Origin of the sequence: Spirillospora sp. NPDC049024, from assembly GCF_040649235.1 — a bacterium.
Taxonomy (GTDB): Bacteria; Actinomycetota; Actinomycetes; order Streptosporangiales; family Streptosporangiaceae; genus Spirillospora.
On the sequence record NZ_JBEZFD010000006.1, the window covers coordinates 358,184 to 371,567 of the forward strand.

The 13,384-nt window shown below is 73.8% G+C and carries 12 protein-coding genes; 8 read left to right on the plus strand and 4 right to left on the minus strand.

Translation table 11 applies throughout. The features are described from left to right. Positions 1–13: 13 nt before the first annotated feature. From AB0C21_RS14220 to AB0C21_RS14245, 6 genes are all read left to right on the plus strand, one after another. Positions 14–127, plus strand: coding sequence for a SapB/AmfS family lanthipeptide (locus tag AB0C21_RS14220; RefSeq protein ID WP_149262571.1), 114 nt, complete (start codon positions 14–16; stop codon positions 125–127). An 83-nt stretch (positions 128–210) separates the two neighbouring features. After that, a complete protein-coding gene (locus AB0C21_RS14225) occupies positions 211–1,926 on the plus strand; it encodes an ABC transporter ATP-binding protein (protein WP_500204418.1) in 1,716 nt (571 codons plus the stop codon). Beyond that, the gene (locus AB0C21_RS14230; RefSeq protein ID WP_500204419.1) at positions 1,923–3,725 is read left to right on the plus strand and encodes an ATP-binding cassette domain-containing protein; all 1,803 of its coding nucleotides are present in this window, start codon (positions 1,923–1,925) and stop codon (positions 3,723–3,725) included. Before AB0C21_RS14225 ends, AB0C21_RS14230 begins: the two co-directional genes overlap by 4 nt. Positions 3,726–3,868: 143 nt before the next feature. Continuing rightward, positions 3,869–4,465: an RNA polymerase sigma factor gene (locus AB0C21_RS14235; RefSeq protein WP_500204420.1), complete on the plus strand. Its 597-nt coding sequence runs from the start codon at positions 3,869–3,871 to the stop codon at positions 4,463–4,465. Then, positions 4,465–5,601: a CU044_5270 family protein gene (locus tag AB0C21_RS14240; RefSeq protein WP_500204421.1), complete on the plus strand. Its 1,137-nt coding sequence runs from the start codon at positions 4,465–4,467 to the stop codon at positions 5,599–5,601. Before AB0C21_RS14235 ends, AB0C21_RS14240 begins: the two co-directional genes overlap by 1 nt. Positions 5,602–5,893: 292 nt before the next feature. Further along, a complete protein-coding gene (locus tag AB0C21_RS14245) occupies positions 5,894–6,523 on the plus strand; it encodes an HNH endonuclease family protein (protein ID WP_500204422.1) in 630 nt (209 codons plus the stop codon). A 59-nt stretch (positions 6,524–6,582) separates the two neighbouring features. Here the strand turns inward: AB0C21_RS14245 and AB0C21_RS14250 are convergent, their stop codons facing one another. From AB0C21_RS14250 to AB0C21_RS14265, 4 genes are all read right to left on the minus strand, one after another. After that, on the minus strand, positions 6,583–7,515 hold the full coding sequence (locus tag AB0C21_RS14250) for an aminoglycoside phosphotransferase family protein (RefSeq protein WP_500204423.1): 933 nt from the start codon (positions 7,513–7,515) through the stop codon (positions 6,583–6,585). Between the two features lie 206 nt (positions 7,516–7,721). Continuing rightward, the gene (locus tag AB0C21_RS14255; protein WP_500204424.1) at positions 7,722–8,243 is read right to left on the minus strand and encodes an HXXEE domain-containing protein; all 522 of its coding nucleotides are present in this window, start codon (positions 8,241–8,243) and stop codon (positions 7,722–7,724) included. A gap of 56 nt (positions 8,244–8,299) precedes the next feature. Beyond that, on the minus strand, positions 8,300–9,886 hold the full coding sequence (locus AB0C21_RS14260; RefSeq protein WP_500204425.1) for a Coagulation factor 5/8 type domain-containing protein: 1,587 nt from the start codon (positions 9,884–9,886) through the stop codon (positions 8,300–8,302). A 175-nt stretch (positions 9,887–10,061) separates the two neighbouring features. After that, the gene (locus AB0C21_RS14265) at positions 10,062–11,186 is read right to left on the minus strand and encodes an FAD-dependent oxidoreductase (RefSeq protein WP_500204426.1); all 1,125 of its coding nucleotides are present in this window, start codon (positions 11,184–11,186) and stop codon (positions 10,062–10,064) included. A 62-nt stretch (positions 11,187–11,248) separates the two neighbouring features. Between AB0C21_RS14265 and AB0C21_RS14270 the strand changes: the two genes are divergently transcribed. Both AB0C21_RS14270 and AB0C21_RS14275 read left to right on the plus strand, forming a co-directional pair. Continuing rightward, positions 11,249–11,707, plus strand: a complete 459-nt coding sequence (locus tag AB0C21_RS14270; protein WP_500204427.1) for a MarR family winged helix-turn-helix transcriptional regulator — start codon at positions 11,249–11,251, stop codon at positions 11,705–11,707. A gap of 113 nt (positions 11,708–11,820) precedes the next feature. Then, complete coding sequence (locus tag AB0C21_RS14275; RefSeq protein WP_500204428.1) at positions 11,821–13,380, plus strand: FadD3 family acyl-CoA ligase; 1,560 nt, start codon at positions 11,821–11,823, stop codon at positions 13,378–13,380. Positions 13,381–13,384: the final 4 nt, after the last annotated feature.

Genomic DNA, 13,384 nt, shown 5'->3' on the forward strand with positions numbered 1-13,384 from the left:
AGAGGTGAACGAGATGACGAAGATCCTCGAACTGCAGAACCTCCAGGTCGAGCACGCCCGCGACGCGCGGAGCGACTGGAGCCTGTGGGAGTGCTGCAGCCACGGCAGCCTGTTCAACTGCTGCTGAGCGGCTGAGCCGGGCTGACGGCGGTCCGTCCGGGGCGGCGCGGTGCGCCGTCCCGGACGGACCCGGACATGAGAGCCGGATGTATGGATGAGCATCGGGTGCGCGGCCGCGGCGGCCGGTTGGCACTGCTGGTGGCGGCCAGCCTGGCCAACGTGGGCTGCGTCGTGGCCCTGCCGACCGTCCTGGGCGCCGCCACCGAGGCGGCGCTGGACGGCGGGGACGCCCTGGCGCCGCTGTCGGCGCTGGCCGCACTGGCGGCCATGGCGGTGGCGGCGGCGTACGCGGTCAAGGTGGCGGAGGTGGCGTGCACGTCCGCCGAGACCGTCCGGCTCCGGTCGCGGATCATGGAGCACTTGCTCGCCTTGGGGGTGCCCGGCGAGCGCATGTTCGCGTCGGGCGACCTGACCGGCCGCGTGGTCACCGGAGCGTCCATGGCCGCGGGCGCCGGGCCCGTGCTGGTCCAGCTCACCGCCGGAACGGCGACCGCGCTCGGCGGCGCCGCCGCGCTGTGGCTCATCGACTGGCGGCTGGTGGCGACCGTCGCCTGCGCCGTCCCGGCCGGGCTGGCGATGATGCGGTTCTTCGTGCGCCATGCGTCCGGCCTGGTGACGCGCTACCAGGAGCTGCAGGGCGAGATCTCCAACCGGATGCTCGACGCCCTGGCGGGGATCCGCACCGTCCGCGGCGCGGGCACCTGGCGGCGGGAGGCCGACCGGATCCTCGCGCCGCTTCCCGAACTGGCCGGTTCGGGACGGGACCTCTGGCGCGCCTACGGCCGGATCCAGGGGCAGGGGACGCTGCTGATCCCGCTGGCGGGGCTGGCCGCGCTGGCCGTGGCCGGGCAGGGCGTGATGGCGGGGCGGATCTCGCCGGGGCAGATGCTCGCGGTCGCCGGCTACGCGCCGATGGCGCTCGGGATCCTCGGCCAGGTGTCGCTGCTGCTGGCGCTGGCGAGGCTGCGCGCGGGCGAGCGGCGGATCGGTGAGGTGCTGTCCGTACCGCTGCGGGAGCGCGGCCGCCGGGCGCTGCCGGACGGTCCGGGCGAGCTGCGCCTGTGCGGGGTGACGGTGCGCGGTGCGGACGGCCCGCTGCTGGAGGCCGTCGACCTGGTCGTCCCGGCCGGGCGGTCCGTCGCGATCGTGGGCCGGTCGGGTGCCGGGAAGAGCACGCTCGCGCTGGCCGCGGGCGGGCTGGTCGAACCGGACGAGGGGCGGGTGCTGCTCGACGGCGTCCCCCTGGCGGAGGTCGCCCCGGCCTCGCTGCGGCGCGAGGTGGCGTACGCCTTCGAGCGCCCGCGGCTGCGGGGCGCCTCGGTCGCCGACGCGATCGGCTACGGGTGCGGGGAGCCGTCCCCCGAACGGGTCGAGCGGGCGGCCGTGCTGGCGGGCGCGGACCGGTTCGTCCGGCTGCTTCCCGACGGGTACGCGACGGCGCTGCGGGAGGCTCCGATGTCGGGCGGCGAAGAGCAGCGGCTCGGCCTGGCGCGGGCGTTCGTCCGGCCCGCCCGGCTGCTCGTCCTGGACGACGCCACCTCCAGCCTCGACTCGGTGACCGAGGCGCAGGTGGGCGCCGCGCTCGCGCGGGCCGCGGCGGGACGCACCCGGCTGCTGGTCGCGCACCGGGCGGGCACGGCCGCGCGCGCCGACCTCGTCGCGTGGCTGGACGGCGGCCGGGTCCGGGCCGTCGGGCCGCACCGCGCCCTGTGGCGGCACCGCGCCTACCGCGAACTCTTCGAGCCCCCCGCCCCGGTGGTCAGTGCCGGCGGCGCCGTGCCCGAGCGGAACGGGGAGGCTCCGTGACCGCGCCGGACGACCCGGCGGACGCGGCGGCCGGGCTCGGACGCCGGGTGTGGCGGCGGCCGCTCGCGGAGCTGCTGCGCGAGCGCCGCGGCGTGGCCGCCACCCTGCTGTGGTCGCTCGCCGCGACCCTGCCCGCGCTCCTGTCGGGCCATCTGGTCGCGCGGGCGCTGGACCGCGGCTTCCTGCGGGACGACCTCGGCGCCGGCCTCGGCTGGCTGGCCGTGCTCGGCGCGGCCATGGTCGCGGCCGCCGTGAGCGCGCGCCGCGTCCCGCCCGCGCTGGGACGGGTCGTCGAGCCGCTCCGGGACCGGCTGGTGCGCCGGGTCGTCGCGGGGACGCTGCGGCGCGCGGTCGGCGCGGCCCCCGGACGCCCCGACCTGTCGGTCATCACCCGCATGTCCGAGCACACCGAGACGGTCCGCGACACGACCGCGGGACTGCTGCTGGGATTGCAGCAGGTCGGGCTCACGGTGACGGCGGCCGCGGTCGGCCTGGCGCTGCTGGCGCCCGTCGTCGCCCTGCTGGTCGTCCCACCGGTGGCGGTGACGCTGCTGCTGCTCGTCCTGCTGCTGCCTTCGCTGGCGGCCCGCGAGCGCGCCTCGCTGCTGGCCGAGGAGCGGGTGGCCGACACGGTCGGCGGCATCGTGTCGGACGTGCGCGACGTGGTCGCATGCGGCGCCGAACCCGAGGCGGCCGGTGAGGCCGGCGACGCCTTCCGCGCCCAGGCCGCCGCGGAGCGGGCGGCCGCCCGGGCGGGCGCCCTGCGGACCGCGCTCGGGACCGCCGGCGGGCAGCTCGCCCTCGTCGCGGTGCTGGCCGCCGGGCCGTGGCTGCTGCACAGCGGCAGGCTCAGCACGGGGGAGCTGCTCGGGGCGCTCACCTACGTCACCGCGAACCTGCAGCCCGCACTGCGGGCGGCGGTTCAGACGACCGGAGGATCCGCCGTCCGACTCGGGGTCGCCCTGCACCGGCTGGAGTCGTGCGCCGGCCCGGAACCGGAACCCGCGCCGAGCCCGGCGCCCCGCGGCAGGGTTCCGCGCGATTGCGAGCTGCGCGTGGACGGGCTCACGTTCTCCTACGGCGCCGGAGCGGAGCCGGTACTGCGCGACGTGACGTTCACGGTCCCGTACGGATCGCATCTGGCCGTCGTCGGCCCCAGCGGGATCGGGAAGTCGACGCTGGCGGACCTGCTGACCGGCGTCGCCGAGCCGCAGCGGGGCACGGTTTCGATCGGCGGGGTGCCGCTCGCGTACCTGGACCCGCACTGGCTGCGGCGGACGGTCGCGATCATCCCCCAGGAGGCGTACGTCTTCGCCGGATCCCTGCGGGAGAACCTGACCTACCTGGACCCCGCCGCGTCCGACGCCGACATCGAGGACGCCGTCACGACACTCGGCCTTGGGCCGCTGCGCGACCGGCTCGGCGGGAACGACGCGGCCGTCGGGTCGCGTTCGGGGCTCACCCCGGGGGAGCGGCAGATGATCGCCCTCGCGCGCGTCTGGCTCTCGCCCGCGCGGGTCGTGCTCCTCGACGAGGCGACCTGCCACCTCGACCCGGTCGCGGAAGCGCGGATGGAGGAGGCGTTCCGGGCCCGTCCCGGCACGCTCGTCGTCATCGCGCACCGGCTGAGCTCGGCCCGGCGCGCCGACCGCATCCTCGTCATGGACGGGGAGCGCACGCTGCTCGGCGGCCACGACGAGCTGCTGCGACGCTCCGGCCTCTACGCCGACCTCGTCGGAGCCTGGCAGACCGGACGCCAGGATGACGGGCGCCCGGACCGCCGCTACGCGGCCTCGTGAGAGGCTCTCGTCCCGCCGAACCGAGGCATTGACCGCCGAGGTCGCCGGAAGCGTGCGAACTCATCCGGAGGGTTTTGAGAACAACCGGTGAAACCCACCTCCGGCTGAAGGGACGCCATGACGCATTCGCAGAGAGAGCACCCATGACGGCCGCGGCGGTCGATCCCGACCGGGCTCGGGAGCTCGACGACGCGGAACTGATCACGCTGTCGCTCGATGAGCCGGAATGGTTCTCGGCGCTGTTCGACCGGCACGGCCGCCGGATATACGACTATGCCGCCCGGCGGCTGGGAGGCCACGCCGCCGAGGACATCGTCGCCGAGACGTTCTTCATCGCGTTCCGCGGTCGTTCCTCCTACGACCGGACGCGGTCGGTGGCGCGGCCCTGGCTGTACGGCATCGCGACGAACCTGATCGCCCGCCATCGGCGGGCCGAGGAGCGCTACTACCGCACGTTCCAGCGCACGGGGCTGGACCCGTTGCCCGAGCCGATGGCCGACGTCGTGGTCACCCGGGTCGCCGCGCAGGTGGAGGAGCGCCGCCTGGCGGGCGTGATGAGAAAGCTGTCGAGCGGCGACCGCGACGTGCTGCTGCTGGTCGCGTGGGGCGACCTGACCTACGAGGAGGTCGCGGCCGCGCTGGACGTGAAGGTCGGCACGGTGCGTTCGCGGCTGCACCGGGCGCGGCGCAAGGCGCGCGCGGCACTCGGCGAGACCAATCCGGTGAAGGAGGAGATGTGATGCGAGAGCTCAGCGCGATCAAGGAGTGGCGGAGCAGCACGCCGCCGATGCCCGCCGCGGTGGAGGAGTCCATCCGCGCCCGCCTGGACGCGCTGGCGACCGGCGCCGACGCGCCCGCGACCGGTGCCGACGCGCCCGCGACCGGTGCCGACGCGCCCGCGACCGGTGCCGACGCACCGCGGCGGGCCCGCCGGCTCCCTCGCCGCCCCGTTCTCGGTGCTCTGCTCGCAGGCGGCGTCGCGGCGGCGGTCGGCATCACCCTGCTGGGCGGGGATCCCGGCGGCGGCCCGCAGGATGTCACGTCCGCCCGTACCGTCCTGCTCAGCGCCGCGGAGAAGGCACAGCGGCAGCCCGAGACCACCGGCCGGTACTGGCACACGGTCACGAGCTCCAAGAATCTGCTGGGCAGTCTCAGCACCGGCGTCGACGGGCCGCCCCGGTTCCGGATGTACGAACGGGAACGGTCCGAGTACTGGGCATCGCCGAACCCCAAGGAGAAGGACTGGAGCGCGACGACCGACCTTGGAATGGAGCCGGTGGCCAAGGACGACGAGGACGCATGGAAGCGCCTCAAGTGCCCGGACTTCCTTGCGCCCGCGCCGGGCGACGGCGACTGCGTGACGATGCTCAAGCCCGGCCCCCGCGAGATCGAGTCAGGACGGCTCAACCATTCGTTCGTCAACCTGGACGACAAGAACATCACGTTCCAGCAGATGGCCGGGCTGCCCGCCGACCCGGTCCGGCTGCGGGAGGCCCTGAACCGCCTCCTCGGCCACGAGGCCGGCGACCAGCAGGTGTTCGGGCTCGGGACGCAGCTGGTGTCCGGCGCCCCCGTCTCCCCGAAGGTGCGGGCCGCGGCGTTCCGGATGATGGCGGGGCTGCCCTCCGTCCGGACCCTCGGTGAACTCACCGACCCGCTCGGCCGCAGGGGCACGGCGATCGCGCTGAAGGTCAGCCGCGACGCCGAGGCCGTGGAGCAGCGGTTGATCATCGATGCGGCCACCGGGCGGGCGCTGACGAGCTACAGCGTCGCGCTGAACAACGGCGACGGCCTCCACGGGACCGGCATCAGGACCGGGGAGATCCAGACCTCGTCCTCCCTGATCGAGGCCGGCTGGACGAACTCCCACCCCTGATCCCGCTCGTACGACGGCGTGCTCCCCGGTGACCGAGGTGCCTCGGTCACCGGGGAGCACGGGGTTCAAGAGTTCTTCATTCGCCGTTACGGGAGTGGCATCGGCGGTGTCGTCGCAGCTCAGCGGGCTCTGCATGGCGATATACGTCACCTTCCGACCAAGGACGGAGTCGCGCGTGGGCAAAGCGTGACATTTATTCGGATTTGCCGAAAATGTCACCGTCGCAGTGCCGTCGTTCCCGCTCCCCCTCGGGGCCCCCGCCCTGGCCGGGAACGGCGCGGAAAGGCTCCCGATGCGACGACTTCTCGTGTTCGCGCTCCCCGCCGCCCTGAGTGCGGCGCTGGTCGGCGCCATGGGCGCGCCCGCGTCCGCGACACCGCCGAACATCCCGTCCGCCTCCACGGCCGCGAGCCGCCTGGCGAGCCTCACCGTGGGCGCCGAATCGCACCAGAGCACCTACGACCGCAGCCTGTTCCCGCACTGGATCACCATCTCGGGGACGTGCAACACCCGGGAGACCGTCCTGAAGCGGGACGGCACGAACGTCACCACCGACTCCTCGTGCGCCGCGACGTCCGGCACGTGGTACTCGCCCTACGACGGCGCGACCTGGACGCAGGCCTCGGACCTGGACATCGACCACATGGTGCCGCTCGCCGAGGCGTGGTCGTCCGGCGCCTGGTCCTGGACGACCTCCCGCCGCCAGTCGTTCGCCAACGACCTCGGCGGCCCCCAGCTGTGGGCGGTCACCGACAACGTCAACCAGGCGAAGAGCGACAAGGACCCGGCCGAGTGGCAGCCCTCGGTGAGCTCCTTCCGCTGCACCTACGCCCGCGCCTGGATCCAGGTGAAGTGGTACTGGGGCCTGAGCGTGGACAGCGCGGAGAAGAGCGCCCTCAACACGATGCTCGGCACCTGCTGAGCCTCGTCCCGCCGCCGCGCCGGCGCCCGCGGACCCCGCGGGCGCCGGCGCGGCGCTGTTCAGCCCGCCCTGCGGTCGATCAAGGTGGTGGCTATGGCGACCTGGGCGGGGTCGAGGGCGGTCTCGCCGTCCTCGACGTCCCACAGCGCGTTCTGCAGGACGCGGCCGAGCGTCCAGCCGGTCGCCCGCCGCCGGTCGAGGCCGAGGGCCTCGGTCAGGTGGTCGAAGCGCCGCAGCACCTGACGGGCCACGTCACCGCTCGCCACGACCTCGTCCCACCGGTTGTCCAGCGCCGGCAGCAGGTCGAAGCCGGGGTCGCCGGCGAGGGGCTTGGGGTCGATGGCCAGCCACGGCTCCCGCCGTCCGCCGAGGACGTTGTCGTAGTGCAGGTCCCAGTGCAGCAGGCGGTCGCCGGGCTCGCCGACCAGTTCGGCCACGGCGGACGCGCACGTCCGCACCAGCCGCCGGTCGGCCGGGTCGCGCAGCGCGGGCACCGCGCGGGGGACCTCGTCGAGCATGGCCGCGGCGATGCCGGCCAGGTGCCGCAGGCCCTCCGGTGCGGGCACCGCGACCAGGCGCGCGAGCAGCCCGGCCAGGACCTCCACGGCGGTGTCGTCGTCGGGCACCGAGGACAGCGGCCGGGTCGCGTCCAGGCGCTCCAGCAGCATCGTGCCGGTGCCCGGGTCGTATGCGAGCAGGCGTACCGCCCCGTCGCCGTCCCACACGCGCAGCCCGACCGGCTCGGTGGCGTGCTCGTCGGTGACCGGCTGGAGCTTGAGCGCGGCGGGCGCGCCGTCCGCGCGGGTCACCGGGAGCACGAGCGAGGCCATGCCGTGCCGTCCCGGACCGTCCAGGCGCAGGTCCCAGCGCTCCAGTAAGGCGGCGGCCAGGTCGGGCAGCGCGGCGATCCAGGCGCGCCCGGACGCGCCGCCGTACTTGCCGTACGAGGCGGCCAGCCCCTCGGGAACGTCGATGCGGATCGACGTGTTCATGGTCAACGTCTCCTTCGTGGGCTCCTGATCAGATCGAGTGTCACGAAGGAGACGTCGGCGGTGCCCGGCTCCCGGGCAGGGGTCAACGCATGCCCCGAAGGCTACCGGCCTTTGAGGACGGCGCGGTCTCGGCGGCGCGCCACATGCGCAGGTAGGTCTCCGCACGCCGATCCTGTGACGATCTTTCCCGACCTCGCGGACCGGCTCTACCTGGCCGCAAGGTCGGTCACCCGGCGGGCCACAGCGTGCGCCCCGGCGACTCCGGCCACGGCAAAGGCCAGCCCCAGCGCGGCGTCCCGTGCCCGCGCGGGACGCAGCACGCCCCGGCGCCGCAGGCGGGCGCGCGCCCACAGCGTGTACGGGACGACCACCAGCGCCGAGGTGACCGAACCCGGCGTGTACCGCCGCAGCGCGGCGGCCTGCCCGAGATGCACCAGGCCGTGCAGGCCGAACCCGGCGAGCGCGGTCTGGTACGCGGCGGACCGCCCGCCGGTGCGCTGCCCGTCGAGCGCGGCGCCGCCGACGAGCGCCCCCATCACGCCGACGGCGATGGCGAACTCGCGCTCGTCCACGGCCTCCATCCACCGCCATGCGCGCTCCGGTACCCGAGGGTGCCGCTCCCGCAGTTCGGGGAGGTGCGCGCGGATCCAGCCGGGGCCGCACGCGACCTCCTCCGCGTCGTGCACCGCCCACGCGACCAGCAGACCGAGCCCGTCATCCTTCACCACGCCGCCATTGTCGCGCACGGCCGCGGCCTGCCTTCACCGCCCACCGGCGGCGGGGTTCACCAGGTCTCGGTGGCGCGCCACATGCGCAGGTAGGTCTCCGCTCCGTTCGCCATGTCGTCGATGAGCTCCTGGCCGCCGACGGCGCGCATGTCGGCGATCCAGTCGGGGACGAGGCCGTAGTTCGCGACGCCGTCGGTGTTGAGGTCCCAGGTGCGCTGCCCCTCGGTGAGCCGGTCGAGCTTCACCGACGGGTCGATCGGCGAGGTGAAGGGGTAGCTCAGCGGGCCCGCGCCGCCGCCCGTGCGGGGCTCGGGCAGCGCGCCCATGCCGTTCGCGTCGAGCCCGTAGCCGTAGCCGAACGGGCGGGCGGGGTCGCGCTGGGCCTTGTTGCGCCGCCACTCGGAGGTGAACCGGTCGGCCGCGTTGCCGTAGCCGGTGACCATGCCGCCGAGCCGGTAGAGGCGGGGGAGGTAGGTCGCGTCCATCCAGCTGTGGGACGAGATGAGGCCGGGGTACCGCGCCTCCTCCAGGATGCCGAGGGTCTGGTCGGCGGCCTTCGCGCTCATGTGGTCGATCTCGACGATCATGTGCCGCTTCATCATCCCGCGCACCGCGTACGCTCCGAGGTCGCTGAGGCCCCGGACGTTGCAGTGCGGGGCGCTCGGATAGATCGGCAGCGTGATCCCCGCCAGCCCGAGCAGCTTCAGGATCGGTTCGAGGGCGTCGCCGACCTCGCCCGCCGGGGCGATCGTGTTGTCGTGGGCGGGGCCGGTGCACGTCTCGGCCTGCCAGAACCGTCCGGTGCCGATGAAGTTGGCGAGGTTGACGAACGCGCCGGCCGTGCCGCCGTCGAACCGCACGCCGCACAGCGCGTTGTCGTACTTGTGGCACACGAACATCGAGGCCACGCCGAGGCCGCGCGCCTCGTCCAGGCCCCGGTCGATGTCGGCGCGGGTGCAGGCCGGAGCGCCGTTGACGAGCCGGCAGCCGAACGGCTCGGAGGTCTCGATGCCGAGGACGACGGCGAGCTTGCCGTCCTCGATGACGCGGCGGGCGTCCGCCGAGTCGCGCACGATGCGGAACCAGCCCTTGCCCGGGCCGCCGCTCCGCTCGTCGATGTAGCTCTCCATCTCGTGCATCCGCTGCGCCTGGAGCCGGATCGTCGCCGTCTCGTCGCACGGGTTGCCCTTGAGCGGGTAGATGTCGCAGAGCTGGCGGTTCGCCACCAGGTGGTTGACGAGGATCCGCTGCCCGGCCCGCCACGACCGCTCCAGCCAGGTGTAGTACACCTGCTGGTGGGTGCGGGAGTCGTAGGCGGGCCAGTCCTTGAACGTCGGCCAGCCCGTGGGGTCGTGGGTGCCGAACGGCGTGCCGTACCGGGTGAAGTTCTCCCACCAGGCGAGCACGCCGTTGCCGGCGTGGTCGGGGCAGTCGCGCAGCGCCTCCTGGATGCCGTCGGGGTCGAACGGCTTGCCGCACATCAGCTTGCCGCCGAACGCCTCGTACGACATCAGGTGGCTGTGGGCGTCGATGTAGCCGCGCACCTCGCGCGGCTCGCCCTCCGCGTGCGCGCGGGGGACGGTGAGGAGGGCGAGCAGGAGGGCGAGAAGGATCGGAACGCAGGCGGCACGTCGGACGGGCATGGGGCACCTCGGCCGGGGGGAGACGTCCAGTGGCTCTCAGCCGAGTGAAACACCGATCCGAGCAAATGTGAATAGTCCTCATATCGCCGCCGGTCAGCCCGGGTGCGCGGTCCCGGGGCCCGTGCGGTCTGGGGGCTGCGCGGTCAGGGGGCCGTGCGGTCAGGGGACTGTGCGGTCAGGGGGACTGGACGGCGAGGCGGTTGCTGAACCGGGCGAGCATGGCGCTCTGGGACGTCTCCGGGAACAGCCGGCCGATCAGCGGCGGGATGCGCCAGTTCGCGGGGTTGCGCCGGGCCATGCGGGAGACGAGGGAGATCTGCGGGTAGCGGGCCCGCTCGTAGGCGCGCAGCCGGGCCGCCGGGTCGCCGTCCTTCCCGTCCAGTTCGCGGCCGAGCACCCAGGCGTCCTCGAGGGTCTGGTTGGCGCCCTGCCCGAGGGTGGGCGGCATGGTGTGCGCGGCGTCGCCGACCAGGGTGACGCGCCCCTCGCCCCAGACCTTGCGCACCTTGTTCCAGTGGTGGCCGAAGAACTCGATGTCGTCGTCGGTGGCGGCGGCGAGCACCTCGGGGACGGGCGACGCCCAGTGCCCGAAGCGCCGCCTCAGCTCGTCCAGCGGTGACGCGGGCCGCGGCTCGCCGGGCGTCCAGCGCATGTCGAACCACCACTGGAGCAGGCCGCCGCCCGCGGGCATGAGGCCGCAGGCGCCCTCCTTCCCAGTGATCATGAGGTGCCGGTGGGTGCCGGTGATCTCGATGCCGATCGGGCTGAGCCCCTGCCAGGTGCCGAACGTCGCGGGCCGGACGCCGCTCTCGCCCCACAGGTGCCGCCGCACCGCCGAGTGGTGCCCGTCCGCCCCGATGAGCAGGTCCCCGGTGTCCGCCGTCCCGTCGTCGAAGGTCGCCGTGACCCGGTCGCCGTCCTGGGACAGGCCCGTGCAGGTCATGCCGTAGCGGACGAGGTCGCCGGGCAGGCCGCCGGCGAGCCGTCCGAGCAGGTCCCGGCGGGCGATCGCCTTGGTCTCGAAGCCGTAGCGGGCCGCGGCGTGCGCGATGTCCTGGCCGGTGCGCAGCCGCCCCGACGAGGTCAGGGCGTCGATCCGGTCGATGCGGTTGCCGACGCCCTCCAGAGTGATGCCGAGGTCGTCCAGGACGGCGTTGCCGTTGCTCCAGATGAGCACCGCCTTGCCGCCCGTCCGCGGCCCCGGCGCCTGCTCGTGGATCCGTACCTCGTGGCCCGCCGCGAGCAGCGCGCGCGCCACGGCCAGCCCGCCCACCCCGGCGCCGATGACGAGGATCTCCATTTCCCCTCCAAAGTGAAGTATCTTCGATATGAAGATACATCGCTTCGGAGTATCCTCTGCGGGTGGGTGCCGAACAAGAGGGAGAGGACGTCTTCCGCGGGTTCCTGATCGCCGTCCTGCTGCACATCGAGGCGGCCGCCGACCGGCTCGGCCTGCGGCCCATCGACGTCGCCGCGGTGATCCTGCTGGAGATGCGCGGGCCGCTCCCGGTGGGCGCGATCTCCGAGGAGCTCCGGCTGCCGTCCGCCTCGGCGACCCGGGTGGTCGACCGGCTGGAGAAGGCCGGGTACGTGCGGCGCGTCCGCGGCGAGCACGACCGGCGCACGGTCACCGTGGAACTGGTGGAGGACGGCCTGGCCGACTACTACGCCGTCAGCGCGGGAGCGCGGCGCCACCTGGACGAGGTCGGCGCCCGCTACGGCCCGGAGCAGGCGCCCCTGCTGATAGGCCTCCTCGACGGCATCGCCGAGGCCTACCGCACCGCCACCAACGAACTTCGCGACGACACACCCCCCGGCTGACGCCCCTCGGTTCGGAGCGCGCCTACACCTTTTCTGGGTCCGGACGAGACGGATGTACCGGTGACCGGGACGCCGAAAGCCGGGCAGGGACCGGGCCGGGATGATGAGGGTTCATGAACGAGCTGACGATTCCGCAACTGGTGGCGCGGGCGGCGAACGAGTACCCCGAGACCGAGGCGGTCGTGGACGGCGACGTCCGGGTCACCTACGCCGAGCTCCGGGAGCGGGTCCGCGAGGCGACGGGCGCGTTCGTCGGGGCGGGGATCGAGCCGGGCGACCGCATCGCCATCTGGGCGCCGAACGGCCTGCGCTGGATCGTCACCGTGCTCGGCGCGCTCGGCGCGGGCGCGACGCTCGTCCCGCTGAACACCCGCTACAAGGGCGACGAGGCCCGGTGGCCGCTCTCCAAGGCCGAGGCGAAGATCCTGTTCGTGGAGGACGGGTTCCTCGGCATCGACTATCCCGCCATGCTCGGCGTGGACGGATCCGGCGCCCCCGGGCTGCCCGCACTGCGGACGGTCGTCACGTTCAACGGCCCCGCGCGCCCGGGGGTGACCGCCTGGGACGACTTCGTCGCCAAGGCCGCCTCCCGGGACGAGGCCGACGCGCGGGCGGCGGCCGTCCGTCCGGAGACCGTCGCCGACATCCTGTTCACGTCCGGGACCACCGGCAGGCCCAAGGGCGCCGTGGTCACGCACGAGCAGAACGTCCTCACGTACCGGGCGTGGACGGACCGCACCGGCGTGCGGGCCGGCGACCGCTACCTCATCGTCAACCCGATGTTCCACTCGTTCGGCTACAAGGCGGGCGTGCTGGCCTGCGTGATGCGGGGCGCCACGATGGTGCTCCAGCGCACGTTCGACGTCCCGGAGACGCTGCGGCTGATCGAGCAGGAGAAGATCACCGTCCTGCCGGGGCCGCCGACCATCTACACCGCGCTCCTGCACGCCCCCGGCCGGGAGGAGCACGACCTGTCGAGCCTCCGGCTGGCCGTGACGGGTGCGGGAGACGTGCCCGTCGCGCTGGTGCGGCGCATCAAGGACGAGCTGTTCCCGCAGGTCGTGACCGCCTACGGGCTGACCGAGTCGTCCGGGACGGTCACCGCCTGCTCGGTGGACGACGATGACGAGACCATCGCCACCACGTCCGGCCGGGCCATCCCCGACGTCGAGGTCGCGATCGTCGACGCGAACGGCAAGCCCCTCCCGGCCGGGACCGACGGCAGGATCCTCGTGCGCGGCTACAACGTCATGCAGGGCTACCTGGACGACCCGGAGGCGACCGCCGAGGCGGTCCGCGACGGCTGGCTCGACACCGGCGACTGCGGTCGCCTCGACGAGCGCGGCAACCTCACCATCACGGGGCGCACCAAGGAGATGTTCGTCGTCGGCGGGTTCAACGTGTACCCGGCGGAGGTCGAGAACGTCCTGGCCCGCCACGACGCCGTCGCCGAGTCGGGCGTCATCGGCGTCCCGGACGAGCGGATGGGCGAGGTGGGACGCGCCTACGTCAAGCTCCGCCCCGGGGCCGCGGCCACGGAGGACGAGCTGGTCGGGTACTGCCGGGAGCGGCTCGCGAACTTCAAGGTCCCCCGGGAGGTCGTCTTCGTGGACGACCTCCCGAAGACCGCGTCCGGCAAGATCTGGCGCGTGAAGCTCAAGGAGCGGGCCTGACCCA